This is a genomic window from Burkholderia sp. PR2 (genome assembly GCF_052372875.1).
Classification (GTDB): Bacteria; Pseudomonadota; Gammaproteobacteria; order Burkholderiales; family Burkholderiaceae; genus Burkholderia; species Burkholderia diffusa.
In genome coordinates this window covers 2978374-3002040 of the sequence record NZ_JBQRWH010000004.1, presented here as the reverse complement: position 1 = coordinate 3002040, position 23667 = coordinate 2978374, and the positions used below count along the sequence as shown (strand labels likewise).

Annotated in this window: 21 protein-coding genes; 12 read left to right on the top strand and 9 right to left on the bottom strand. The window is 67.1% G+C overall.

The window, feature by feature from the left end; all coding sequences use genetic code 11:
* Positions 1–179 precede the first annotated feature (179 nt).
* The 5 genes from ACT2FV_RS31070 (at position 180) to nagE (ending at position 7570) form a co-directional block, all read left to right on the top strand.
* On the top strand, positions 180–914 hold the full coding sequence (locus ACT2FV_RS31070) for a GntR family transcriptional regulator (protein ID WP_059599884.1): 735 nt from the start codon (positions 180–182) through the stop codon (positions 912–914).
* Between the two features lie 107 nt (positions 915–1021).
* Positions 1022–2125: an N-acetylglucosamine-6-phosphate deacetylase gene (gene nagA, locus ACT2FV_RS31065; protein WP_059691447.1), complete on the top strand. Its 1104-nt coding sequence runs from the start codon at positions 1022–1024 to the stop codon at positions 2123–2125.
* A complete protein-coding gene (locus ACT2FV_RS31060; RefSeq protein WP_059599886.1) occupies positions 2118–3125 on the top strand; it encodes an SIS domain-containing protein in 1008 nt (335 codons plus the stop codon). Before nagA ends, ACT2FV_RS31060 begins: the two co-directional genes overlap by 8 nt.
* 15 nt (positions 3126–3140) lie before the next feature.
* Entirely contained in the window at positions 3141–5723 is a 2583-nt protein-coding gene (gene ptsP, locus ACT2FV_RS31055) for a phosphoenolpyruvate--protein phosphotransferase (RefSeq protein WP_444505359.1), read from the top strand.
* 86 nt (positions 5724–5809) lie between these two features.
* Positions 5810–7570, top strand: a complete 1761-nt coding sequence (gene nagE, locus ACT2FV_RS31050; protein ID WP_444505358.1) for an N-acetylglucosamine-specific PTS transporter subunit IIBC — start codon at positions 5810–5812, stop codon at positions 7568–7570.
* 190 nt (positions 7571–7760) lie between these two features.
* On the opposite strand, the gene ACT2FV_RS31045 is transcribed toward nagE, so the two are convergent.
* The gene (locus ACT2FV_RS31045) at positions 7761–10238 is read right to left on the bottom strand and encodes a family 20 glycosylhydrolase (protein ID WP_444505357.1); all 2478 of its coding nucleotides are present in this window, start codon (positions 10236–10238) and stop codon (positions 7761–7763) included.
* A gap of 167 nt (positions 10239–10405) precedes the next feature.
* Between ACT2FV_RS31045 and ACT2FV_RS31040 the strand changes: the two genes are divergently transcribed.
* Entirely contained in the window at positions 10406–10684 is a 279-nt protein-coding gene (locus tag ACT2FV_RS31040; protein WP_185633786.1) for a hypothetical protein, read from the top strand.
* A 107-nt stretch (positions 10685–10791) separates the two neighbouring features.
* Here the strand turns inward: ACT2FV_RS31040 and cydX are convergent, their stop codons facing one another.
* The 5 genes from cydX to rpoH all read right to left on the bottom strand — a co-directional run bounded on the left by cydX (position 10792) and on the right by rpoH (position 15248).
* The gene (gene cydX, locus ACT2FV_RS31035) at positions 10792–10914 is read right to left on the bottom strand and encodes a cytochrome bd-I oxidase subunit CydX (RefSeq protein ID WP_059598852.1); all 123 of its coding nucleotides are present in this window, start codon (positions 10912–10914) and stop codon (positions 10792–10794) included.
* A 54-nt stretch (positions 10915–10968) separates the two neighbouring features.
* Entirely contained in the window at positions 10969–12105 is a 1137-nt protein-coding gene (gene cydB / locus ACT2FV_RS31030; protein WP_151048313.1) for a cytochrome d ubiquinol oxidase subunit II, read from the bottom strand.
* Positions 12106–12136: 31 nt separating this feature from the next.
* Positions 12137–13717, bottom strand: a complete 1581-nt coding sequence (locus tag ACT2FV_RS31025; protein ID WP_124626318.1) for a cytochrome ubiquinol oxidase subunit I — start codon at positions 13715–13717, stop codon at positions 12137–12139.
* Positions 13704–13985 (bottom strand): cytochrome oxidase putative small subunit CydP, encoded by a 282-nt coding sequence (gene cydP / locus ACT2FV_RS31020; RefSeq protein ID WP_059598849.1) that lies wholly within the window; start codon positions 13983–13985, stop codon positions 13704–13706. Before cydP ends, ACT2FV_RS31025 begins: the two co-directional genes overlap by 14 nt.
* Before the next feature lie 327 nt (positions 13986–14312).
* A complete protein-coding gene (gene rpoH, locus ACT2FV_RS31015) occupies positions 14313–15248 on the bottom strand; it encodes an RNA polymerase sigma factor RpoH (RefSeq protein WP_059541288.1) in 936 nt (311 codons plus the stop codon).
* Positions 15249–15609: 361 nt separating this feature from the next.
* On the opposite strand from rpoH, the gene ACT2FV_RS31010 reads away from it, so the two are divergent.
* A complete protein-coding gene (locus ACT2FV_RS31010) occupies positions 15610–16179 on the top strand; it encodes an acyloxyacyl hydrolase (protein WP_444505356.1) in 570 nt (189 codons plus the stop codon).
* Between the two features lie 45 nt (positions 16180–16224).
* Positions 16225–16608: a nuclear transport factor 2 family protein gene (locus ACT2FV_RS31005; RefSeq protein ID WP_059464474.1), complete on the top strand. Its 384-nt coding sequence runs from the start codon at positions 16225–16227 to the stop codon at positions 16606–16608.
* Between the two features lie 145 nt (positions 16609–16753).
* Here ACT2FV_RS31005 and leuA read toward each other — a convergent pair whose 3' ends face one another.
* Together leuA and ybiB are read right to left on the bottom strand one after the other, a co-directional pair.
* Positions 16754–18400, bottom strand: a complete 1647-nt coding sequence (leuA, locus tag ACT2FV_RS31000; protein ID WP_444505355.1) for a 2-isopropylmalate synthase — start codon at positions 18398–18400, stop codon at positions 16754–16756.
* Between the two features lie 394 nt (positions 18401–18794).
* Entirely contained in the window at positions 18795–19787 is a 993-nt protein-coding gene (gene ybiB / locus ACT2FV_RS30995; RefSeq protein WP_444505354.1) for a DNA-binding protein YbiB, read from the bottom strand.
* A 181-nt stretch (positions 19788–19968) separates the two neighbouring features.
* Here ybiB and maiA point away from each other — a divergent pair, with 181 nt between their 5' ends.
* Positions 19969–20613: a maleylacetoacetate isomerase gene (gene maiA, locus ACT2FV_RS30990; RefSeq protein WP_059598845.1), complete on the top strand. Its 645-nt coding sequence runs from the start codon at positions 19969–19971 to the stop codon at positions 20611–20613.
* Positions 20614–20707: 94 nt separating this feature from the next.
* Here the strand turns inward: maiA and ftsY are convergent, their stop codons facing one another.
* Complete coding sequence (gene ftsY / locus ACT2FV_RS30985; RefSeq protein WP_059598844.1) at positions 20708–21853, bottom strand: signal recognition particle-docking protein FtsY; 1146 nt, start codon at positions 21851–21853, stop codon at positions 20708–20710.
* Positions 21854–22055: 202 nt separating this feature from the next.
* On the opposite strand from ftsY, the gene rsmD reads away from it, so the two are divergent.
* From rsmD to ACT2FV_RS30970, 3 genes are all read left to right on the top strand, one after another.
* Positions 22056–22670, top strand: a complete 615-nt coding sequence (gene rsmD, locus ACT2FV_RS30980; RefSeq protein ID WP_124902034.1) for a 16S rRNA (guanine(966)-N(2))-methyltransferase RsmD — start codon at positions 22056–22058, stop codon at positions 22668–22670.
* 111 nt (positions 22671–22781) lie between these two features.
* A complete protein-coding gene (gene coaD, locus ACT2FV_RS30975; protein WP_006398238.1) occupies positions 22782–23279 on the top strand; it encodes a pantetheine-phosphate adenylyltransferase in 498 nt (165 codons plus the stop codon).
* Between the two features lie 59 nt (positions 23280–23338).
* Entirely contained in the window at positions 23339–23605 is a 267-nt protein-coding gene (locus ACT2FV_RS30970; protein WP_059507779.1) for a YfhL family 4Fe-4S dicluster ferredoxin, read from the top strand.
* Positions 23606–23667: the final 62 nt, after the last annotated feature.

Here is a 23667-nt window from a genome sequence, read left to right as displayed (position 1 = left end):
TAAATCCCTATCCTGCATCGCTTTGTAAACAAAGGCTTTCTGGCAACTAAAACGCTTGCCGGGCAAGGCTTTCGGCGATTTTCGCGTCACTAATACCAGTTCGTTGACTGGTATTATGGTGGTTATATAATGCGTTCACTTTCGACGGCCCGAGGTCGTCGTCCGACACCCGGAGGCACATGGAAACCGGCTGGTCCGAACTGGCGCCCGATCCCCTCGACGACACGCCGCTCTATCTGCAGCTCGCCCGCAACCTGGCGAGCGCGATTCACGCCGGCGCGTGGCGGGCCGGCGAGGCGCTGCCGTCGGAGCGGCTGCTGTCGGGAACGGTCGGCGTGTCGCGGATCACGGCCCGCCGTGCGCTCGCGCTGCTGGTCGAGCAGGGGCTGATCAAGCGGGCGCGCGGGGCGGGCAGCTTCATCACGCCGCGCGTTGCCGATCCGCTGTCGCGTCTCGTCGGCTTCACCGCGAAGATGCGGCAGCGCGGTTTCGTGCCCGATTCGGTGTGGCTGTCGCGAACGCTGCGCACCGCGAGCCGCGACGAGATCACGCGTCTCGGCCTCGCGCCGGGCGCGACGGTCGCGCGGCTCGAGCGGCTGCGCCGCGCGGACGGCATCGTGATGGCCGTCGAGCATTCGACGCTGCCGGCCGCGGTGGTGCCGGATCCTCAGGCGCTTGGCGCGTCGCTGTACGAATACCTCGACGCGCGCGGGATGACCGTCGTGCGCGCGCTGCAGCACTTTCGCGCGGCGAACGCGACGCACGAGATCGCGAAGTGGATGTCAGTGAAGCCGGGCTCGGCCCTGCTCGTGATCACGCGCATCGGCTACGGTGCCGACCAGCGCGCGATCGAAGTGTCCGAAACGTATTGCCGCGACGACTATTACGACTTCGTCGCCGAACTGAAACGCTGACGCGCGAGACTGCCCGCGCGCCACGCGCGGCGCAGCGCAACGAAGCACAACGGATTTGCAAATCGCGACGCGGATGTCCGCGTCACCAGATCATCAAGAGAAACGTCATGCTGACTGGCAACATCCTTACCCCCGACGGCTGGATTCTCGGCTCGCTCGACAGCGAGAACGGCCGCATCACCACGCTCGACGGCACGCCCGCCGATCCCGCGAAGAACGATGCGCCGTACATCCTGCCCGGCTTCATCGACCTGCACGTGCACGGCGGCGGCGGCGCCGACGTGATGGAAGGCGGCGACGCGATCGAGACGATCGCACGCACACACGCGCAGTTCGGCACGACGAGCCTGCTCGCGACGACGATGACCGCGCCGCGCGACGAACTGATGCAGGTCGTCGCGAATCTCGGCACCGTCGCGCGCACCCGCACGCCGGGCGGCGCGCGCGTGCTCGGCGTGCATCTCGAAGGGCCGTACATCAACCCCGGCAAGCTCGGCGCGCAGCCGGACGCGGCCGTGTCGGCCGTGCTCGACGAAGTGCTGAAGTATCTGTCGATCGCGCCGATCCGGGTCGTCACGCTCGCGCCGGAAATCGCCGGTCACATCGAGATCATCGGCGAGATGGCCGCGCGCGGCGTGCGCGTGCAGCTCGGCCACTCGCTCGCGACCTACGACGACGCCGTCGCCGCGCTCAAGCACGGCGCATGCGGCTTCACGCACCTGTTCAACGCGATGTCGCCGCTGCATCACCGCAACCCGGGCCTCGTCGGCGCCGCACTCGCGCATGCCGAATACGCGGAAATCATCCCCGATCTGTTGCACGTGCACCCGGGCGCGATTCGTGCGGCGCTGCGCGCGATCCCGCGCCTGTACGTCGTGACCGACAGCACGTCCGCCACCGGCATGCCCGACGGCGAATACCGGCTCGGCAGCCAGCACGTGACCAAGTGCCTCGGCGGCGTGCGGCTGGCCGACGGCACGCTCGCCGGCAGCACGCTGACGATGGACCAGGCGCTGCGCAACCTCGTGTCGCTCGGCCTGCCGATCGCCGACGTGTCGAACCGGATGTCGCGCTATGCGGCCGACTACCTCGGCGTCACCGATCGCGGCCGCCTCGAGCGAGGCGCATGGGCCGACCTCGCCGTGTTCGATCGCGACCTGAACCTCACCGCGACCTACGTCGAAGGAGAATCGATTGTCGAATATGCTTAAGGAAGCGCGCGAGTCCGCCCAGGTCGTCGCCGCGCAACTCGCCGACACCACGCGCGTCGAAGCGCTCGCGGGCCAACTCCTCGATCACCCGCCGGCCGTCGCGCTGACGGTCGCGCGCGGCAGCTCGGATCACGCCGCCAGCTATTTCGCGAGCCTGACGATGAGCCGCCTCGGCGTGCCCGTCGCGTCGCTGCCGATGTCGGTCGCGACGCTGCAGCAGGCGCCGCTGAAGGTGCAGGATCAGCTCGCGATCGCATTTTCCCAGTCGGGCAAGAGCCCCGACCTCGTCAACACGATGGCCGCGCTGCGCGAAGCCGGCGCGCGTACCGTCGCCGCCGTCAACGTCCTGCCGTCGCCGCTCGCCGATGCGTGCGAGCACCAGTTGCCGCTGCTTGCCGGCCCCGAACTGTCGGTCGCCGCGACCAAGAGTTACATCGCGATGCTGTCGCTGTCCGCGCAGATCGTCGCGTACTGGCAGCGCGACGCCGCGCTGATGACGGCATTGCGCGGCCTGCCCGACGTGCTCGCGCAGGCCGGCCGGCTCGACTGGTCGCCGGCCGTTGCCGCGCTCGCGGGCATCGAGCGGATGATCGTGATCGGCCGCGGCCTCGGTCTTGCGATCGCTCAGGAAGCCGCGCTGAAACTGAAGGAAACCTCCGGCATCCAGGCCGAGGCATTCTCGAGTGCCGAAGTCCGTCACGGCCCGATGGAGCTGATCGATCGCGACTATCCGCTGCTCGTGTTCGCGCCGCCGGGCCCGGAGCAGGCCGGGCTGCTGCAGCTCGCGCAGGACATGCGCGCACGTGGCGCGGCCGTGCTGCTCGCGGCGCCCGCCGGCACGCCCGGCGCGACCTTGCCGCTCGCGCAGTCCGCCCATTCGGCGCTCGACCCGATCGCCGCCATTCTTTCGTTCTACGTGATGGCGGCGGATCTCGCCGTCGCGCGCGGCCGCAATCCCGACACGCCGCGCCACCTGAACAAAGTCACCGAAACGCACTGATAGCCGAGACAGCCGATGAGACGCGCCGAGGAGTCCCAGTTGAAGAGTTCCACCCATGATCAGATCGTCCTGCTTGCCCCGCTGACCGGGCCGATCGTCGCGCTGGCCGATGTGCCCGATCCGGTGTTCTCCGGCGGGATGTTCGGCGACGGCATCGGCATCGATCCGCTCGCGGGCCGGCTCGTCGCGCCGTGCGCCGGCATCGTGTCGCATCTCGCGCGCACCGGCCATGCGGTGACGATCACGACGCCGCAAGGCGCGGAAGTGCTGCTGCACATCGGCATCGACACCGTCGAGCTGAACGGACAGGGCTTCACCGCGCGCGTCGAAGCCGGCGCGCGTGTCGCGGCGGGCGACCTGCTGATCGAGTTCGACCAGGACGCGGTTGCACGCAGCGCGCATTCGCTGGTCTCCGTGATCGCCATCGCGAACTCCGACGCGTTCGACGTCGTCGAGCGCGCGAGCGGTATCGCGACGGCCGGCGAGACGCCGCTGCTGACGCTGCGCGGCAAGGGCGAGGCCGCCGCGCAGGCGGCGCAGGCCGGCGCGGCGGCGATGAACGAAGTGCGCCGCAAGGTCGTGCTGACGCAGCCCGGTGGCCTGCATGCGCGTCCGGCCGCGCGGGCGCGCGAAGCCGCGCGCGGGCTCGACGCACATGTCGAAGTGCATTTCGACGGTCGCAAGGCGCCGATCGCAAGCGTGGTCGGCCTGCTCGGCCTCGGCGCCGGCGAGGGCGCGACGATCGAGCTGGTCGGCCGCGGTGCGCACGCGCAGCAAGCCGTCGAAGCGGTCGAGCACGAGTTGCTGCGCGAAGCGCACGGCGAGGTCGAGGAAACGCCGGCGCGGCTCAAGTCGCCCGCACCGCAGCCGATCGTGCGCAACACCGGCGCAACACTCGATCCGAACACGCTCGCGGGCGTGTGCGCGGCGCCCGGCATTGCGGTCGGCACGCTGGTGCGTCTCGACGATGCGGATATCGTGCCGCCCGAGCAGGCGACCGGCACGCCCGCGTCGGAAAGCCGCCGGCTCGACCAGGCGCTGATGGCGGTCGACGCCGAACTCGACGAAACGGTGCGCAGCGCATCGGCGCGCGGCGCGGTTGGCGAAGCGGGCATCTTCGCAGTGCATCGCGTGCTGCTCGAGGATCCGACGCTGATCGACGCAGCACGCGACCTGATCAGCCTCGGCAAGAGCGCGGGCTTCGCATGGCGCGCGACGATCCGCACGCAGATCGACACGCTGTCGAAGCTCGACGACGCACTGCTCGCCGAGCGTGCGGCGGACCTGCGCGATATCGAGAAGCGCGTGCTGCGCGCGCTCGGCCACACGAGCGGCGCGACGCGCACGCTGCCCGACGAGGCCGTGCTCGCGGCCGAGGAATTCACGCCGTCGGACCTGTCGTCGCTCGATCGCCAGCGCGTGACCGCGCTCGTGATGGCACGCGGCGGCGCGACGTCGCATGCGGCGATCATCGCGCGCCAGCTCGGCATTCCGGCGCTCGTCGCGGTCGGCGACGCGCTGTACGCGATTCCGGACGGCACGCAGGTCGTCGTCGATGCGAGCGCGGGCCGTCTCGAACACGCGCCGACCGCGCTCGACGTCGAACGCGCGCGCCACGAACGCCAGCGCCTGGACGGCGTGCGCGAAGCGAACCGGCAACTGGCCGGCGCCGCCGCCGCGACCGTCGACGGCCGCGCCATCGAGATCGCCGCGAACATCGCGACGCTCGACGACGCGAACACCGCGGTGGACAACGGCGCGGACGCGGTCGGCCTGTTGCGCACCGAACTGATGTTCATCCATCGCCAGGCCGCACCGAGCGTCGTCGAGCACCAGCAGAGCTACCAGTCGATTGTCGACGCGCTGCAGGGCCGCACCGCGATCATCCGCACGCTCGACGTCGGCGCCGACAAGGAAGTCGACTACCTGACGCTGCCGCCCGAACCGAACCCGGCGCTCGGCCTGCGCGGCATTCGCCTCGCGCAGGTGCGCCCCGATCTGCTCGACGATCAGCTGCAGGGCCTGCTCGCGGTGAAGCCGTTCGGCGCGGTGCGCATCCTGCTGCCGATGGTGACGGATGCGGGCGAGCTCGTGCGGCTGCGCAAGCGTATCGACGAATTCGCGCGTGCGCAGGGCCGTACCGAGCCGATCGAAGTCGGCGTGATGATCGAGGTGCCGTCGGCGGCGCTGCTCGCCGACCAGCTCGCGCAGCATGCGGATTTCCTGTCGATCGGCACCAACGACCTGACGCAGTACACGCTCGCGATGGACCGCTGCCAGGCCGATCTGGCCGCGCAGTCCGACGGCCTGCATCCGGCCGTGCTGCGCCTGATCGACATCGCGGTGCGCGGCGCGGCGAAGCACGGCAAGTGGGTCGGCGTGTGCGGCGCGCTCGGCGGCGATCCGCTCGCGGTACCGATCCTCGTCGGCCTCGGCGTGACCGAACTGTCGGTCGACCCGGTGTCGGTGCCGGGCATCAAGGCGCGCGTGCGCCGTCTCGATTACCAGTTGTGTCGCCAGCGTGCGCAGGATCTGCTCGCACTCGACTCGGCACAGGCGGTAAGGGCAGCAAGCCGCGAGGTCTGGCCGCTCGACTGAACGTCGACGGCGGGCGCGCGAGCGTTTCACGACGCAAGCAATTAGGTCAACGACGATTAATGACGAGACATGGATTGGAGGACTGAATGGACGGGAATCCGTTTCTGAAGATACAGGGCCTGGGCCGGGCGCTGATGCTGCCGATCGCGGTGTTGCCGGTCGCCGGCATCCTGCTGCGGCTCGGACAGCCGGACGTGTTCAACATCAAGATGATCGCCGACGCCGGCGGCGCGATCTTCGACAACCTGCCGCTGCTGTTCGCAATCGGCGTGGCGGTCGGTTTCGCGAAGGACAACAACGGCGTGGCGGCACTCGCGGGTGCGATCGGTTACCTGATCGAAACCGCGATCATGAAGGATATCGATCCCAAGCTGAACATGGGCGTGCTGTCCGGGATCATCGCGGGCGTGGTCGCGGGCTTGCTGTACAACCGCTACAAGGACATCAAGCTGCCCGACTACCTCGCGTTCTTCGGCGGGAAACGGTTCGTGCCGATCATCACGGGGCTGGTCTGCGTGGTACTCGGCATCGTGTTCGGGTATGTGTGGCAGCCGGTCCAGCATGCGATCGACGCGGCCGGCCAGTGGCTGACGACGGCGGGCGCGATCGGTGCATTCGTGTTCGGCTTCCTGAACCGCCTGCTGCTCGTCACGGGCCTGCACCACATCATCAATTCGCTCGCTTGGTTCGTGTTCGGCAACTTCACGCCGCCGGCCGGCGGCGAGCTCGTGCACGGCGACCTGCACCGCTTCTTCGCGGGCGATCCGACCGCGGGCACCTTCATGGCCGGCTTCTTCCCGATCATGATGTTCGGCCTGCCGGCCGCGTGTCTCGCGATGCTGCACGAAGCACCGAAGGAGCGCCGCGCGATGGTCGGCGGCCTGCTGTTCTCGATGGCGCTCACGTCGTTCCTGACCGGTGTGACCGAGCCGATCGAATTCAGCTTCATGTTCCTCGCGCCGGTGCTGTACGTGATCCACGCGGTGCTCACGGGGCTGTCGCTCGCGATCTGCCAGATCCTCGGCGTGAAGCTCGGCTTCACGTTCTCGGCCGGCGCGATCGACTACGTGCTGAACTATGGGCTGTCGACGAAGGGCTGGATCGCGGTGCCGCTCGGTATCGCATACGGCGTCGCGTATTACGGACTGTTCCGCTTCTTCATCCGCAAGTTCAACATGGCGACGCCGGGCCGCGAGCCGGCCTCGACCGACGCTGCGGCCGAGTCGTACGCATCGGGCGGCTTCGTCGCGCCGGCAGCTGGCGCGGCGGCGGCACCGCGTGCGCAGCGCTACATCGCCGCGCTCGGCGGCGCCGGCAACCTGACGGTCGTCGACGCATGCACGACGCGCCTGCGCCTGACCGTCGTCGATCCGGAGAAGGTGTCGGAGCCGGAACTGAAGTCGATCGGCGCGCGCGGCGTGCTCAAGCGCGGCGGCAACAGCGTGCAGGTGATCATCGGGCCCGAGGCCGACATCATTGCCGACGAGATGCGCTCGGCGATCGGCAGCGGCGCGACCATCGCGGCGGCGACGGCGACGGCCCCTGCAGCTCAGCCGGTCACGGGTGCGGCGGCCGGTCCGCTCGATCCCGATCCGCTGCGCTGGCTCGCGGTGTTCGGTGGTGCGACCAACGTCGCTTCGCTCGACGCGATCGCGACCACGCGCCTGCGCGTCGTCGTGCGTGACGCATCGGCGGTCGATCGCGATCGACTCGGCGCGCTCGATGTCGCATGGGTGTCGCCGGACACGTTCCACATCGTCTGCGGCAACGCGGCGGCACGCTACGCGGAACAGCTCGGCGCGCGCCTGACGTCGACGGGCGGCGGGGCGGCCCCGCAACCGGCCTGATCCGGCATGATGCGATGAGGCAGGCCCGGTCCGCGTGGCGGGTTCGGGCCGCCGGTCGGTAAAACGAGAACGGCTTGCGATGCGTCGCAAGCCGTTTTTTCTTGGCGGGGCGTGTGCGCGATGCATTCGTCCGCACCGCGCACCGTTTGCGTGGATCAGCAACCGCTCAGTTGCTCAACTGCTTCACCGTTCACGGATTCGTCAGCGTGAAGGTCGGCTTCCGGTAGCCGATGCCGGCCCGGTCGAGCTTCGGCAATTCGCGCTGCGTGAGCAGCGTCGCGAAGCCGGCCCAGTCGCGCTGCAGCGCGGCCAGGTCGACGTGATGCGTGTCGCCGCGCTTGAAGCGCTCGCCGGCCGCATACGGCAGCTCCCAGTCGGCCCGGTGCCACGCGCGCTCGGCGAGCGCGAGCAGCCGCGGATAGGCCATGTATTCGAGGAAGGTGTCGTTGCGCATCACCTCGCCCCACGCCTGCCCCTGCATGCCTTCGATGCGCGGCGCGGGGCCCGAGCCCGTCACCTCGAACGCGTTGCCGTCACGATCGCCCATCACTTCGGCGTTCTGCGGCAGGTTCTCGGGCGCGAACGAGAACACCTTGTACTCGTCCGTCGCGTGCGAGCCCCAGTAGTAGCCGCGCTCGCGCGGGTTGAGCGTGTACGGGAAGTCGAAGTACAGGTAGTCGGGCAGCGCGAGCACCGTCAGGTAGCCCTTGCCGCTCAGATCGCGCGCGCTGTCCGATGCGCCCCAGAAGATCGTGTCCCACAGCGACACCATCACGTGTCGCGTGCTGAAGTCCTGCGGCCCGTTCGCATGCTTGATGCCGTCTTGCCACGCGGCCATCGTGTCGATTCCGTTCGCGTCGACCGCCGCGCTCACCTGTTTCGCGAAACGCGTCGGCAACTCGTCGATCGACTTGATCTCGCCGCGCTGGAGCAGCGCCGTGCACGCGGGCGAACGCGCCCACGGTTTGTCCTGTGCGGCGACATCGATGCGCCCCTTGTTCGGGTCGGTGCCGTTCACGGGCTGGAAGCCCGCGCCGAGGAAAATGTTCTTCGCCTCGTCGCCGCCGTAGTGCCAGGTGTGCAGCGGCGCCTGCGCGTCCGCATGCATCGCCGCGATCTCGCGGATCACCTTCGATGCGAAATTGAGCGCGCCCGGCACGCACGGGTTCAGGTCGCTGCGCCGGTCGTAGAACTGCACCGTCGTCAGGTTCGTCGTGTCCTGCGGATCGAGCAGCCGGTACGCATTCGCTTCCTGCTCGCGGCCGGCCGCATGCAGCCGGCGGTAGCGCGCCTCCATCGTCACGACGGCCGCACGCGCATGCGCGGGCATGTCGATCTCGGGGATGATCGTGACGAAGCGGGCAGCTGCGTAGCGCACGAGCGCCACGTAATCGTCGCGCGTCAGGTAGCCGCCGCCCGAGCGGTTGTCGGGGCCCGAGCCGAGTTGCGGCAGCAGGCAGCGTGTCTCGCTCGGGTCGTGACAGCGGCGTGAGCCGATTTCGGTCAGCTCCGGCAGGCCGGGAATCTCGATACGCCAGCCCTCGTCGTCGGACAGATGCAGGTGCAGGCGGTTGAGCTTGTACGCGCTCATCTGGTCGATCAGGCGGCGCAGCGTCGCCGGGTGCTTGAAGTTGCGCGCGAGGTCGACGTGCATCCCGCGATGCGTGAAGCGCGGCGCATCCTCGACGAGCATTGCCGGGATCGGGCCGCCGCCGGCGGGCGCGAGCGAGTAGAGCGTCTGCACGCCGTAGTAGAGGCCCGCGCGATCGTAGCCTTCGATCAGCACGCCGCGCGGCCCGATCGCGAGCCGGTACCCGCCCGGCACCGCAATGTCGGCCGGCAGCCGGCGCGGTGCGACGGCACCGCGGACCGGCACGCGCGCGCCGTCGAGCCCGAGTGTCGTCGCACGTTCGCGCAGCGCCGCGATCTGCACGTCCGGCAGCTCCGGCAGCGCGAGCTCGATGCCGCGCAGGTCGAGCGTGCCGGGCAGCCGCTGTTCGCGCTTCACGCTCGGCAGCGCGCGGCTCGCGTCGGGGCGTGCCGCCACGGGCGGCGCGTTGCCGGTCGAATTGTTTTGCGCGTCGGCCGGCAGCGATTCGACATAGCGGAGCTCGTCGTCGGTGTCGTTGTAGCGGAGCACGGCGGGCGATGCGCCGTCGACGACGACGTACGGGCGCGGAATCACGTCGCTGTAGCGCAGCAGCCAGTATTCGGCGACGAACGGCAGTTCGATGCGTTCGCCGGGCGCAAGCCGCACCGAGCCCGGCTGCGGCGTCAGCTCGTACAGGTCGCCGGTGAGCCGCCGCAGCGCGAAGCCCGGACGATCGATTCGCAGCAGGCGTCGGATGCTGTGCAGGTACAGCTTCCAGCCGCCGTCGGCGATCGTCTGGTGGCCGCGGTTCTGCAGGATCAGGCGGCCGGTCGCGCAGGCCGCGCCGTCGGCGCCGAGATCGGCGCACGGCACGCCGGCCGCGGCCGCGTGGTTGTTGTCGACGGCGACGCGCAGCGCGAGGTCGTTCGACAGAAGCGTCGCGAGACTGGCCGCTTGCGCGGCTGGATGTGCGATGCCGGCAGTCGCGACGGCGGCGGTCGGCTGCGCGCCGATCGCGACAGGCGGCAGCGCTGCGATCAACAGGCCGGCAACGAAGGATGGCAAGGTGTGCTTCATTCGAACTCCTGAGAAAAAGGTGGGCGTAGCGGCGTCGTGGGGCGACGTCGCTGCGATCGGGGTCTTTCAATGGAGCTGCGGGAGATACCCGCGCACGGGGCGATGCGGCTGCACCGCGCGCATTCGGCACGCAGGGGCGTGCGTTACGGAACGGGAGGCGGGCACGCGTGCCGATCGGATCGGCGGGGCGGCATATGGGTGCTCATCGGCGGCGCACGGTAAACGCCGCGGCAACGATGCGGCCGCAGCAGGCCGCGTTCGACCGGCCGCGCATGATCGCAACGGCGGATGCTGCCGCATACGCATGGCAACTCGGCGCGCAGGCGCGCGCCAGACACGGGATTCGCATGTCTCCCCCACCCGATGGATTCGGCCTGTCGGCGGCCGTGTTCAAAGATCTTATGAAACCTTTGATTGGTATTCAAGTGGTATCAATCTGGCGCTAAATTGGCATCGAGGAATCGCGGGTGCGCCGATGGTACGGACGAAAAAAAACCTCGCGTGACGCGAGGTTCGTTCCGGACGGGAGGGGCGGTGCGCCTCCCGCGCGCGATCAATCGCGACGTGCGCGCACCGGCGCTTCCTGCGGCTTCTGCCGCACTTCGAGCCACATCGCGTTGACGATGCCGAACGACAGCGCGACGCCGATACCGAGAATCCAGCTGAAATACCACATGATCCGACTCCTTGCGAAACGGTGGGCGAGGGCGCGCAGGCGCCCCGGCCGGGTTCAATACATCGAGTGCTTGTTCTCTTCGAGCGACTGATGCGTGACCTTGCCGCGCATCACGCGGTACACCCAGCTCGTGTAAAGCAGGATGATCGGCAGGAACACGATCACCGCGAACAGCATCACCTGCAGCGTCTTGTGGCTCGACGTCGAATCCCACACGGTCAGGCTGCTGCGCGGGTCGAGCGACGACGGCATGATGAACGGGAACATCGAGAAGCCTGCGGTCAGGATCACGCCGGCGATCATCAGGCCGGTGCAGAAGAACGCCGTCTTTTCCTGCTTCGAGCCGGCGAGCAGCAGCGCGAGCAGGCCGCCCGCGATCCCGACCACGGGTGCCGCGATCATCCACGGATACTCGCCGTAATTCGCGAGCCACAGGCCCGAGCCGGCGGCGACGTCCTTGAGCAGCGGGTTCGCGACCGTGTCGGTCGGCGCGGCGTGCGTGATGTGGAAGCCGCCGATGGTCGACGCGATCAGCACGCCGGCCAGCACGAACAGCACGACCGCGAGGAGCGCCGACACGCGCAGCGCGACCGACGCGCGGCGTGCGATCACGCCGTCGGTCTTCATCTTGATGAACGCGGCGCCGTGCGCGACCAGCATCGTGAGGCTGACGAGCCCGCAGAGCAGCGCGAACGGGTTCAGCAACGCCCAGAAGCCGCCGTAGTAGGTTACGCGCAGGTCGCTGTCGAACTTGAACGGCACGCCCTGCAGGAGGTTGCCGAACGCGACGCCGAACACCAGCGCCGGCACGAAGCCGCCGACGAACAGGCCCCAGTCCCAGCCCGCGCGCCAGCGCGGGTCGGGCCGCTTGCTGCGATAGTCGAAGCCGACCGGCCGGAAGAACAGCGCGAACAGCACGAGCAGCATTGCGAAGTAGAAGCCGGAGAACGACGCGGCATAGACGAGCGGCCAGGCGGCGAACATCGCGCCGCCGGCCGTGATCAGCCACACCTGGTTGCCTTCCCACGTCGCGCCGACCGTGTTGACGATGATGCGGCGCTCCTCGTCGGTCTTGCCGAGGAACGGCAGCAACGCGGTCGCGCCCATGTCGAAGCCGTCGGTGACGGCGAAGCCGATCAGCAGCACGCCGACGAGCAGCCACCAGATCAGCTTGAGAGTTGCATAGTCCATAGCGATTCCTTGTTCCGTTTCAGGTGCGTGCTCAGGCCGGAGCGCGCTCGCTGGCCGCGGCGAGTTCGTGGTGATAGCGGCCGGTATGCAGCGACGACGGGCCGAGGCGTGCGTACTTGAACATCAGTTTGATCTCGATGATGAACAGCGCCGTGTAGAACGCGATGAAACCGGCGAGGCTCAGGTACAGGTCCGAGGGCGTGAGGCTCGACGCGGACAGATGCGTCGGCAGGATGCCCGCGATCGTCCAGGGCTGGCGGCCGAGCTCGGCGACGACCCAGCCGAATTCCGCGGCGAGCCACGGCAGCGGGATCGCCCACACCGCATAGCGCAGGAACCAGCGGCGGTTGTCCTGCAGCAACTGGCGGCGCGCGCAGAACCAGAACGCGGCGACGAAGGTCGCGAGGAACAGGAAACCGAGGAACACCATGATCCGGAACGAGAAGAACACGGGCGCGACCGGCGGGATCGTCTTCTTCGCGGCGGCTTTGATCTGCTCGGGCGTCGCATCGACCACGTTCGGCGTGAACTGCTTGAGCATCAGCCCGTAGCCGAGATACTGCTTGTGCTGGTCGAACAGTTCGCGCGTGGCCGCGCTCGTGTCGCCTTCCTTCATCTTCTGCAGCGCGCCGTACGCGACCATCCCGCTCTGGATGTGCTCCTCGCTGTGCTTCGCGAGTTCGCGCAGGCCGACCACGGGTTCATCGACCGAGCGCGTCGCGATCAGGCCGAGCGCGTACGGAATCTTGATTGCATAGTCGGTACGCTGTTCTTCCTGGTTCGGAAGGCCGATCAGCGTGAACGATGCGGGTGCCGGCTGCGTTTCCCATTCGGACTCGATCGCGGCGAGCTTCATCTTCTGCACTTCGCCGGTCGTGTAGCCCGACTCGTCGCCGAGCACGATCACGCAAAGCGTCGACGCGAGGCCGAAGCCGGCCGCGACCGCGAACGAGCGCAGCGCGAAATCGGTGTCGCGCTTTTTCAGCAGATACCACGACGAGATGCCGAGCACGAACATCGCAGCCGTCACGTAGCCGGCCGACACCGTGTGCACGAATTTCACCTGCGCGACCGGGTTGAACAGCACGTCGAACAGGTTCGTCAGCTCCATGCGCATCGTCTGATAGTTGAACTCGGCGCCGACCGGGTTGTTCATCCAGCCGTTCGCGACGAGGATCCACAGCGCGGACAGGTTCGAGCCCAGCGCGACGAGGAACGTGACCATCAGGTGCTTGACCTTCGACAGGCGGTTCCAGCCGAAGAAGAACAGGCCGACGAACGTCGATTCGAGGAAGAACGCCATCAGCCCTTCGACCGCGAGCGGCACGCCGAAGATGTCGCCGACGTAGTGCGAGTAGTACGACCAGTTCGTGCCGAACTGGAATTCGAGCGTGATGCCGGTCGTCACGCCCATCGCGAAGTTGATCCCGAACAACTTGCCCCAGAACTGGGTCATGTCCTTGTAGACCTGTTTGCCGGTCATCACGTAGACGGCTTCCATGATGACGAGCAGCCAGGACAGGCCGAGCGTCAGCGGCACGAACAGGAAGTGGTAGAGCGCCGTGATGCCGAACTGCAGACGTGACAGATCGACGACTTCACTGCTTATCATGGTGGTCTCCCTCGGTAGGTGCGGGCGCCGGTACCGAGAGCAACTTCTCGGCGACGGCGGCAGGCGGAAGCGACATGTGCTCAGCCTGCGGATGATTGAAGAATGCGTATTTGAGCGACATCAAAAGGATCAGCTTGACGATCAACACCAGGGTGATGTCGCGGGCGAGGGTTGGCCCGCGAGCCCACGCGGCGATGCGCGCGCGCCAGCCGAGCGTGCCGGTGGCCTGCGGGGGAGGCGGCGCAGGCTCTTTATTGATCGAGATCAAGGTGATTATCCTGAATCGATTTACGTGGGTTTTGGGGCGACTCTACGTCGGATTTATGACGGCGGTTAAGCTGTTTTAATCCTTTTAAGCCGACATGCCAATTTTAAAATGCCGGCTTTCCGAAGCCGAGTGCTGCGCTGCGGCAGACCGTCGCGAAGCGCATGTCAAAACTTGAGGTAGATCAAGGTTATGCGGAAGGGGCCGGAATTTGCCCGATACCCGATCAATACGGTCGATTAACGCGGCGCGATCGAGGCGAAATAACAGACGAAAAAAAACCGCTGCCGGGCGGGCAGCGGTTTTGGGTGAAGCGCTCTAAATCGGGAGTCAGGCGTATTCGGCGAGTGCCGTGCGCATCTTTTTCATGGCGCTCGCTTCGATCTGGCGGATGCGTTCCGCCGACACACCGAACTCGGCCGCGAGATCGTGCAGTGTCGAGCCGCCCGAGCCGTCGTCGTCGACGTTCAGCCAGCGCGCCTCGATGATCCGGCGGCTGCGCGCGTCGAGCGCCTCGAGCGCCTGCGCGATGCCGTCCGTCTGCAGCATGTCGCGCTGACGCGCGGCGAGCACGGCGGTCGGCTCGTTGTGCGAATCGGCCAGGTAGGCGATCGGTGCGTACGACTCCTCGCCATCTTCCACTTGGCCCTCGAGCGCGATGTCGCCGCCCGACAGACGGGTTTCCATCTCGGTCACGTCTTCGCGCTTGACGTTGAGCTCTTGCGCGAGGCCGTCGATTTCCTCGGGCGTCATCGCCTGCATGCTCTTCTTGTGGCTGCGCAGGTTGAAGAACAGCTTGCGCTGCGCCTTCGTCGTCGCGACCTTCACCATCCGCCAGTTGCGCAGGATGTACTCGTGGATCTCGGCCTTGATCCAGTGGATCGCATACGACACCAGGCGCACGTTTTGCGCCGGGTCGAAACGTTTCACAGCCTTCATCAGGCCGATATTGCCTTCCTGGATCAGGTCGCCGTGCGGCAGGCCGTAGCCGAGGTAGTTGCGCGCGATCGACACGACAAGCCGCAGGTGCGACAGCACGAGGCGGCGTGCCGAGTCGAGGTTGTTGTCTTCGCGGAATTCGGTCGCGTACTGGCGTTCCTCTTCGGCGGTCAGGAGCGGGATCCGGTTGACGGCCTGGATGTACGCGTCGATGTTGCCAAGCTGGCCCGGCAACATCGATTGAGTTGCGAGCGCCAGCGAGCCTGCCGATTCGGCCTTGGCCGGCGTCGGGCTCAGGGTGTTCGGAAGGGTCAGGGCGTAGCTCACTAAAAAACTCCTTTGGAATCAGGGACAAACCCCTGGTCTCGGATGAGATTCCGAGGCTCATCTTAGCACTCCCGTAATCTGAGTGCTAATTCCTTAGAGGGGGCGGGGGCATGCAAGTTCCCGATTCTCTATCGAACTTGTCGAATCGATAGTCTAATTTGCGACAAGGCTGACCGGAGGAAGTTCCGTAAGTTGTTGTTTCTGATAGTAATCAGTAGACGGTTTCGATTTTTGTAGTTTTGGAAGCAAACAATTTCGCTTCGTGATGCCGATCCGAAAAGTCCTTTACCATACCATTCAGTTCGCTCGGGCCCGGCCGCTGCGGCAAGGCTCCATTCAATCCACAAAGTTGGAGTGTCTGATGAACAATAAGAAGAATTGCCGGCCCCGTAGCCGGCTTGCGCTGCATGCGCTGCTGGCGGCGTCGCTGCTGGGCGGATCGGGTGCGGCGTTCGCGGATCGATGGGGAATCCAGGCGGGCGGCGGGTTTTCCGATCGCCACGGGATCGACAAGGCCGATCTCAGCGTCGTGTGGGATCCGGGCTGGAACTGGTGGGAAATCGGCGGCTGGCACTTCGCGTTCGTGATGGAAGGCCACGCCGGCTACTGGCACACGGGCGGCAATGTTCATGGCAGCATCGGTGAATTCGGCGCGACGCCGATGTTCCGCTTCATCAAGAGCGCGGGCCAGGTGCGCCCGTTCATCGAGGCCGGCGCCGGCATCCGCTTCCTGACTTCCCCGACGATCTCCAACAAACTGTCGCTGGCGACGTCGTTCCAGTTCGTGGACGTCGCCGGTGTCGGCGCGCAGTTCGGAGAACGGCAACAGTATCAGCTCGGCTACCGTTTTCAACATGTGTCTAACGCGGGTATCAAAGAGCCGAATCCTGGTATAAATTTCCACCAGTTCTACGTGCAGTACAACTTCTGATCCGCACGCCCGCGCACGGCGGGCGCGTTGCCGAGGAGTCAGGCGATGGCGAAGGTGGTCGATGCGATTCGCGCGCTCGAGCGCGATCGGTTCCGGGCGATGGTCGACGGGGACGGCGAGGCGCTCGATGCGCAATTGTCGGACAAGGTGTTCTTCGTGCACACCAACGGCAAACGCGAAACCAAGCAGCAGTTCATCGACGCCATCGTCGCCGGCCGCCGCCGCTATCGCCAGATCGAAATCCAGTCGCAGGATCTGCTTCCCGTCGGTGACGCAACCTGCGTCGTCACCGGGCGCGCTCTGATCGAGATGGAAACGAACAACGGCGGGCTGGTGTTTCCGATCGCCTATACCGCCGTCCATACCCATGAGCAGGGGCAGTGGCGTCTGCTGGCGTGGCAGGCGACGCGGTGCGCGACCGAGACATGAGCGCGCGTGGCGCTCCTTTTTCGTGTCCCGACCGAAGCGGCCTTCTGGGCCGCTTTTTATTGCCCGTGCGGCGCGGATTGCGCGCAGCGCGGGCGGTCACGCACCGCTCGCTTGACGTTTGAACCCTGAAGCGAAAACCCGCCGGTCAGGCCGCCGCACGGCGGTCGGCGCACTGCCAGGCCGAGCGGTTGATCGCGCTGACGACCGCATCGAGCGCGGCGCTCGTCGCTTCGGCATGCACTCCGACGCCGTGCCGCAGCGGCGCATCGCCGACCCGGCAGCCGACCGATACCGCGATTCGTCCGTCCGTCGTGCGCGCGTGTTCGCACGAGGCGACGTCGACCGTCGCGCCGGCCGCCGTCGAGAAGGCCGCGGCCATTCGTTGCACGACCTCTTCCGGTGCCGCGTCGGCCGGCGGTGCGCCCGCGATGTCGCGGTTCTGCCAGCGTGCGGCGTCGCCGTGGCGCGCGGCCGGGCCGTCGGTCTCGAAGAATTCGCGGGCGAACAGCGCGCAGATCGCGTCGCCGGTCACTTCCTCGCCGGAGACATCGGCGAGTGTCTGCACCGCGTGGCTGAATTCGATCTGCACGCGCCGCGTCGGCGTGAAGCCCATCCCGCGTTCGAGCAGGAACGTCGCGCCGCCCTTGCCGGACTGGCTGTTCACGCGAATGACCGCGTCATAGCTGCGGCCCAGATCGGCCGGGTCGATCGGCAGGTAAGGCACCTCCCACACCGCGTCGGGGCGCTGCTGCGCGAAGCCCTTGCGGATCGCGTCCTGGTGCGAGCCCGAGAACGCGGTGAATACGAGGTCGCCTGCGTACGGATGGCGCGGATGCACCGGAATCTGGTTGCAGCGCTCGACCACGCGGCGCACCGCGTCGATGTCGGAGAAATCGAGGCCCGGATCGATGCCCTGCGTATAGAGGTTCAGCGCGAGCGTGACGAGATCGACGTTGCCGGTGCGCTCCCCATTGCCGAACAGGCAGCCCTCGATGCGGTCGGCGCCCGCGAGCAGCGCGAGTTCCGCGGCCGCGACCGCGGTGCCGCGATCGTTGTGCGGATGCACGGACAGCACGATGCTGTCGCGATACGCGAGGTTGCGGTCCATCCACTCGATCTGGTCGGCGAACACGTTCGGGCTCGCGGCTTCGACGGTCGCCGGCAGGTTGACGATCATCTTGTGATCGCGGGTCGGCCGCCACGCCTGCGCGACCGCGTCGCACACCTCGCGCGCGAACGTCAGCTCGGTCATGCTGAAGGTTTCCGGTGAGTACTGGTAGGTCCAGTGCGTGTCCGGGCGGGCCGCCGCGTGTTCCTTGATGAGTCGCGTGCCCTCGACCGCGAGCGCCTTCACGTCGTCCTTCGACATCCCGAACACGATGCGCCGGAACGACGGGCAGATCGCGTTGTACAGGTGCACGATCGCGCGCGGCACGCCTTCGAGCGCGTCGAAGGTGCGAGCGATCAGGTCTTCACGCGACTGCACGAGCACTTCGATCGTCACGTCGTCGGGAATGCGCTTGTCGTCGATCAGCTTGCGGACGAAATCGAAATCGGTTTGCGACGCCGACGGAAAACCGACTTCGATCTCCTTGAAACCGATCGCGACCAGCATGTCGAAGAATTCCAGCTTCTGTTCGATGCTCATCGGCTCGATCAGCGACTGGTTGCCGTCGCGCAGGTCGGTGCTCATCCAGACCGGCGCACGCTCGATGGTGCGGGTCGGCCAGCGGCGGCCATTGATGCGGACGGGTTCGAACGGACGGTACTTGTCTTGCGGGTTGCGCTTCATCTTCTGGACCTCGGGTCTCAAGTCGCGAGCGAAGACGGGCGGCATGGGCGACGGGTGGCGCTGCCTCGCACCGTGGCGCCGGAAACGCGCTGCGGATGCGGATGATCTTCGCGAATCGGCCGACGGATAGACGGACGAATGCTGACGACTTCGGGTTGTAAAAACTGCGAGAAGGGTGCTGCGAGGAACTGCAGGGAGGGACCGTGCGGACAGCACACGGCGCTACGACAGCCTTAGGCTAGTCGTAGCGATAGCGACCGCGCTAGGCGGCCGGAGGTAATTCGGAGGGTGTTCGGAAAGGAACGCATGGCGACAACTCTATGTCAGGATGCATGCGCGTGTCAAATGGTCGGTTGAAAGGCCGGCGCGACGGCGTGCCGGCCCGGGACGCCGGTCACGGTGCGAGCCGGGCTGTCCGCTCGATTCGTACGATCCGCACGATCGTCTCGACCTGCCGCGCAAGCGTGTCGGGTACCGGAATTTCGCCGCGCAGCACGGCGTCCGTCCACGCGGCCGTGGTGGCCGCGTCGCGCGATTCGGGCAGCGCCACAGGCGGCGCGTCGCTCGACGAGCGCTCTGGCTCGATCAGCGTGTCGCACACGCCGTCGTGCAGCCAGTCGACCTGCACCTGGCGCCGCGTGTCGGCCACCGCTTCGCCTTCGGTGCCGCGCGCGAGCAGCGCGCCGCCCAGTGCGGCGTCCGGATGATCGCGGAACAGTTGCGCGAGGCTGTCGCGGTACGGCGGATGCGTGTAGTTGACGAGCCGCAGCCCGGCCGGCGCGAACGGCTGCAGGATCTTCACGAGCGTGTGCGTCGAGTTGCGCACGCCGAGCACGCCGCGCAGCGACAGCAGACGCGCGATGCGCGGCGCCAGCGCGTCAATGGGCGCGAACGCGACGCGGCGCTCCGCGAGCGTGTCCTCGATCGCGTCGTGCGATGTCGACGGCGGGATCGACAGCGCAGAGAAGATCTCCGCGCTCGTCACGCGGCCCGGATCGCGCTCGACACCGTGTACGAGCACCGGTACGCCTTCGCGCGCGAGCAGCAGCGCGAGCAGCGGCACCAGGTTCGGCTGCTTGCGCGCGCCGTTGTAGCTCGGGATCGACACCGGGCGGAACGCGGCGTCCTGCACGTGCACGGGTTCGAACGACGCCTGCGCGGCGGCGAGCATCGCGGCCAGTTCGTCGGCGCTTTCGCCCTTCAGGCGATAGGCGATCAGGATCGCGCCGAGTTCGACGTCCGACACGCGCGCATCGAGCATCGCGCGATAGAGCTCGAACGTGTCTTCGGCGGTCAGTGCGCGTGCGCCGTGCGGGCCGCGGCCGATTTCCTTGATGAAGCGGGCGCAAGGAAACGGCGAGGCTGCTGGGTCGAGGGGAGCGGTCATCGGGGCGTGGGGCGGGCGGCCGGCATCGGGCCGCGCGGTGAGCGGTGAGGAATGCCCCGAGTATCGCACGGGCACGGCCGCGCGCGCCGATGCGGCGCGGCGCGCTAAACTCGGGTTCCCGGCGGTGCCGCGTGCGCCGCGGACGCAGTCGCCGGCCGAATACGAACCAGAGAGACATCCCATGAAGCTCTACAGCTATTTCCGCAGTTCCGCGTCGTACCGCGTGCGGATCGCCCTGAACCTGAAGCAGCTGCCGTACGACACGGTTCCCGTGCACATGCTGCGCGACGGCGGTGAGCAATTGAAGGACGCCTACCGCGCGGTGAATCCGGATGCGGTCGTGCCGACGCTGATCGACGGCAATGCCACGCTGCAGCAATCGCTCGCGATCATCGAATATCTCGAGGAAACGCATCCCGAACCGGCGCTGTTGCCAAAGCAGCCGGTCGACCGCGCATATGTGCGGGCGATTGCGCTGCAGGTCGCGTGCGAGATCCATCCGCTGAACAACCTGCGCGTGCTCAAGTACCTGAAGCACTCGCTGAAGGTGTCCGAGGAAGCGAAGAACGACTGGTACCGGCACTGGATCGAGGCGGGTTTCGCATCGCTCGAGACGCGCCTCGCGAACGATCCGCGCACCGGCAAGCTGTGCTTCGGTGACACGCCGACGCTCGCCGATATCTGCATCGTGCCGCAGGTGTTCAACGCGAACCGTTTCTCGATCGACACGACGCGCTTTCCGACGATCCAGCGGATCGCCGATCATGCGTCGACGCTCGACGCGTTCAAGGCCGCCGAGCCCGGCGTGCAGCCCGACGCCGAATGACGCCGTGGGTCAGCCAGCCGCCGGCTGACGGCTTCCGGACGTGCATGAAAAAAGGGCGCCCGAAGGCGCCCTGTGCGGTGCGGGCCGGCGGCGTTCAGTCGAGCAGCGCGTCCGCGAATTCGACTGCGCTGAACGGCTGCAGGTCCTCGACTTTCTCGCCGACGCCGATGAAGTAGACGGGCACCGGGCGCTGCCGCGCGATCGCGGCGAGAATGCCGCCCTTCGCGGTGCCGTCGAGCTTCGTGACGATCAGGCCCGTGAGGCCGAGTGCATCGTCGAATGCCTTCACCTGCGTGAGCGCGTTCTGGCCCGTGTTCGCGTCGATCACGAGCAGCACCTCGTGCGGCGCGCCATCGTGCGCCTTCGAGATCACGCGCTTCACCTTCTTCAGCTCTTCCATCAGGTGCAGTTGCGTCGGCAGGCGGCCGGCCGTGTCGGCCATCATCACGTCGATCCTGCGCGCGCGCGCCGCGCTGACCGCGTCGAAGATCACGGCGGCCGGGTCGCCGCTTTCCTGCTGGACGACCGTCACGTTGTTGCGCTCGCCCCAGACCGCCAGTTGTTCGCGCGCGGCCGCGCGGAACGTGTCGCCCGCAGCCAGCAGCACCGACTGGTCGAAGCTCTGCAGGTGCTTCGCGAGCTTGCCGATGCTGGTGGTCTTGCCTGCGCCGTTCACGCCCGTGATCATCATCACGAGCGGCTGCGCGCGGCCGAGCATCAGCGATTTCTCGAGCGGCTTCAGCAGTTCGACGAGCAGGTCGTGCAGCGCGCCCTTCACCTGCTGCGGATCGGTCAGCCGGCCAGCGCGCACCTTCTCGCGCAGCGCGCCGAGCAGGTACTCGGTCGCATCGACGCCGGCGTCGGACATCAGCAGTGCGGCCTCGAGCTCTTCGTACAGGTCCTCGTCGATCTTCGTATTGACGAATACGCCGGTGATGCTCGAGCCCGTCTTTGCGAGGCCCGACTTCAGGCGCGCGAGCCACGATTTCTTTGCGGAGGCGTCCTGCGTCGGCGGCGGCACGATCTCGACCGCTTCGACGACTTCGTCGCTGCCGTCGTTGGTCGGCGTGACCGTCATCACGACGGCAGGCGCGGCCTGCTGCGGTTGCGCGGGTGCTTGCGGCGCCTCGATCGCCTGGCGCGTGTCGGACGGTTCGTCCGGTTGCGGCGCATCGATCGATTGCGATTCCGCGGAGTCGGGCTCCTGCGTTTTCTTGAATCGTTTGAAGAAGCTGAACATGGTCTGACGTCGGGAAGAGGGCGGGGCGCCGCTAGGGCGCAGCGCCGGACGGGCCGTCGTGCGTGCGCATGGCGGCCTAAACCGTGCATTTTATCAGTGCGGCGGCGCACTCGCGTCAGCCGGTGCCGCCGCTGTGGTAACGTGCGCCTGTTTGGCGGTGCGCCCTCCTGCGCACCCGGTTCCCCCGTTGTCGATATTCCGTATGTCCCGTTCCTCTTCCGGCCGCCCGACGGCCCCCCCTGGCCGTGGCAAGCCGCACACGATCCGCATCATCGGCGGTGACTGGAAACGCACGCCGCTCGCCGTGCTCGATCTCGACGGCCTGCGGCCGACGCCCGATCGCGTGCGCGAGACGCTGTTCAACTGGCTCGGCCAGGATCTCGAAGGCCGGCGCTGCCTCGACCTGTTCGCGGGCACCGGTGCGCTCGGGTTCGAGGCCGCGTCGCGCGGCGCGACGAGCGTCGTGATGGTCGAGCGCCACCCGCGCGCGGCGCAGCAACTGCGCGCGATCAAGGACAAGCTCGGCGCACGCTCGGTCGAGGTCGCGGAAGCCGACGCGCTGCGGCTCGCGGCCGGGCTGACCCCGGGTGCGTTCGACGTCGTGTTCCTCGATCCGCCGTTCGGTGAGCCGGCCGTACTCGATCGCGCGATCGCGCTGGCGGCGCCGCTCGTCGCGCCGGAGGGCGCCCTGTACGTCGAGACGGGCGCGGAGCTCGACCCGGCCGCCCACGAAGCGCTGGCCGGTTGGCAGGTGGTGAAGCACGGCAAGGCGGGTGCGGTTCACTTTCATTTGCTGCGGCGCGAAAATGATGAATAATGCGCGTTCCATACGAGGCGGCGCGCCGCAAAGGCGACGCATGCCCATCTCGGCAGCGGCGTGCGCGTCGCACGGCTGCCACCCCGTTTGCGTGATGACAGGAGGAGCGACATGGTAGTCGCCGTGTATCCCGGTACGTTCGATCCGCTGACACGCGGGCACGAAGACCTCGTGCGGCGTGCGTCGAGCATTTTTGATACGCTGGTGGTCGGTGTTGCCGACAGCCGCGCAAAGAAGCCGTTTTTCTCGCTGGAAGAACGTCTGAAGATTGCGAACGAGGTGCTCGGCCATTATCCGAACGTGAAGGTGATGGGTTTCAAGGGCCTGTTGAAGGACTTTGTCCGCACCAACAACGCGCGCGTGATCGTGCGCGGCCTGCGTGCCGTGTCCGATTTCGAATATGAGTTCCAGATGGCGGGGATGAACCGCTATCTGTTGCCTGACGTCGAGACGATGTTCATGACGCCATCCGATCAGTATCAGTTCATCTCGGGGACGATCGTGCGCGAAATCGCGCAGTTGGGCGGCGATGTCAGCAAGTTCGTGTTCCCGTCCGTCGAGAAGTGGCTGACCGAGAAAGTCGCCGCGATGGGAGGCCCGGCCGCGTGACGCGGCGCCGGCCGGTTTCGCTGCGAAGCCGGCCGCCGGCCTGAAGAAGTGAGATCAGTATGTCTTTGATGATTACCGACGAGTGCATCAATTGCGACGTGTGCGAGCCAGAGTGCCCGAACGGCGCGATTTCGATGGGCCCGGATATCTACGTGATCGACCCCAACAAGTGCACCGAGTGCGTCGGCCATTTCGACGAACCGCAGTGCCAGCAGGTGTGTCCGGTCGAATGCATTCCGCGCGATCCGCAGCATGAGGAATCGCACGCGCAGTTGATGGCGAAGTATCACGCGTTGATCGCCGCGAAGGGCGACGACGCGCAGTGACCGTGTGGTGACGCGCGCGTCGCAACGGCATGAATTCCCTGACCGGCGCCGTTCGGCGCCGG

Coding starts and splice junctions, on each gene's coding strand:
- nagE (WP_444505358.1), top strand. CDS start 5,810: ATGGACGGGAATCCGTTTCTGAAGATACAGGGCCTGGGCCGGGCGCTG.
- ACT2FV_RS31010 (WP_444505356.1), top strand. CDS start 15,610: ATGAACAATAAGAAGAATTGCCGGCCCCGTAGCCGGCTTGCGCTGCAT.
- ybiB (WP_444505354.1), bottom strand. CDS start 19,787: ATGACCGCTCCCCTCGACCCAGCAGCCTCGCCGTTTCCTTGCGCCCGC.
- nagA (WP_059691447.1), top strand. CDS start 1,022: ATGCTGACTGGCAACATCCTTACCCCCGACGGCTGGATTCTCGGCTCG.
- leuA (WP_444505355.1), bottom strand. CDS start 18,400: ATGAAGCGCAACCCGCAAGACAAGTACCGTCCGTTCGAACCCGTCCGC.
- maiA (WP_059598845.1), top strand. CDS start 19,969: ATGAAGCTCTACAGCTATTTCCGCAGTTCCGCGTCGTACCGCGTGCGG.
- ACT2FV_RS31025 (WP_124626318.1), bottom strand. CDS start 13,717: ATGATAAGCAGTGAAGTCGTCGATCTGTCACGTCTGCAGTTCGGCATC.
- ptsP (WP_444505359.1), top strand. CDS start 3,141: ATGAGACGCGCCGAGGAGTCCCAGTTGAAGAGTTCCACCCATGATCAG.
- ACT2FV_RS30970 (WP_059507779.1), top strand. CDS start 23,339: ATGTCTTTGATGATTACCGACGAGTGCATCAATTGCGACGTGTGCGAG.
- ACT2FV_RS31005 (WP_059464474.1), top strand. CDS start 16,225: ATGGCGAAGGTGGTCGATGCGATTCGCGCGCTCGAGCGCGATCGGTTC.
- rsmD (WP_124902034.1), top strand. CDS start 22,056: ATGTCCCGTTCCTCTTCCGGCCGCCCGACGGCCCCCCCTGGCCGTGGC.
- cydX (WP_059598852.1), bottom strand. CDS start 10,914: ATGTGGTATTTCAGCTGGATTCTCGGTATCGGCGTCGCGCTGTCGTTC.
- ACT2FV_RS31045 (WP_444505357.1), bottom strand. CDS start 10,238: ATGAAGCACACCTTGCCATCCTTCGTTGCCGGCCTGTTGATCGCAGCG.
- ACT2FV_RS31060 (WP_059599886.1), top strand. CDS start 2,118: ATGCTTAAGGAAGCGCGCGAGTCCGCCCAGGTCGTCGCCGCGCAACTC.
- coaD (WP_006398238.1), top strand. CDS start 22,782: ATGGTAGTCGCCGTGTATCCCGGTACGTTCGATCCGCTGACACGCGGG.
- ACT2FV_RS31070 (WP_059599884.1), top strand. CDS start 180: ATGGAAACCGGCTGGTCCGAACTGGCGCCCGATCCCCTCGACGACACG.
- ftsY (WP_059598844.1), bottom strand. CDS start 21,853: ATGTTCAGCTTCTTCAAACGATTCAAGAAAACGCAGGAGCCCGACTCC.
- cydB (WP_151048313.1), bottom strand. CDS start 12,105: ATGGACTATGCAACTCTCAAGCTGATCTGGTGGCTGCTCGTCGGCGTG.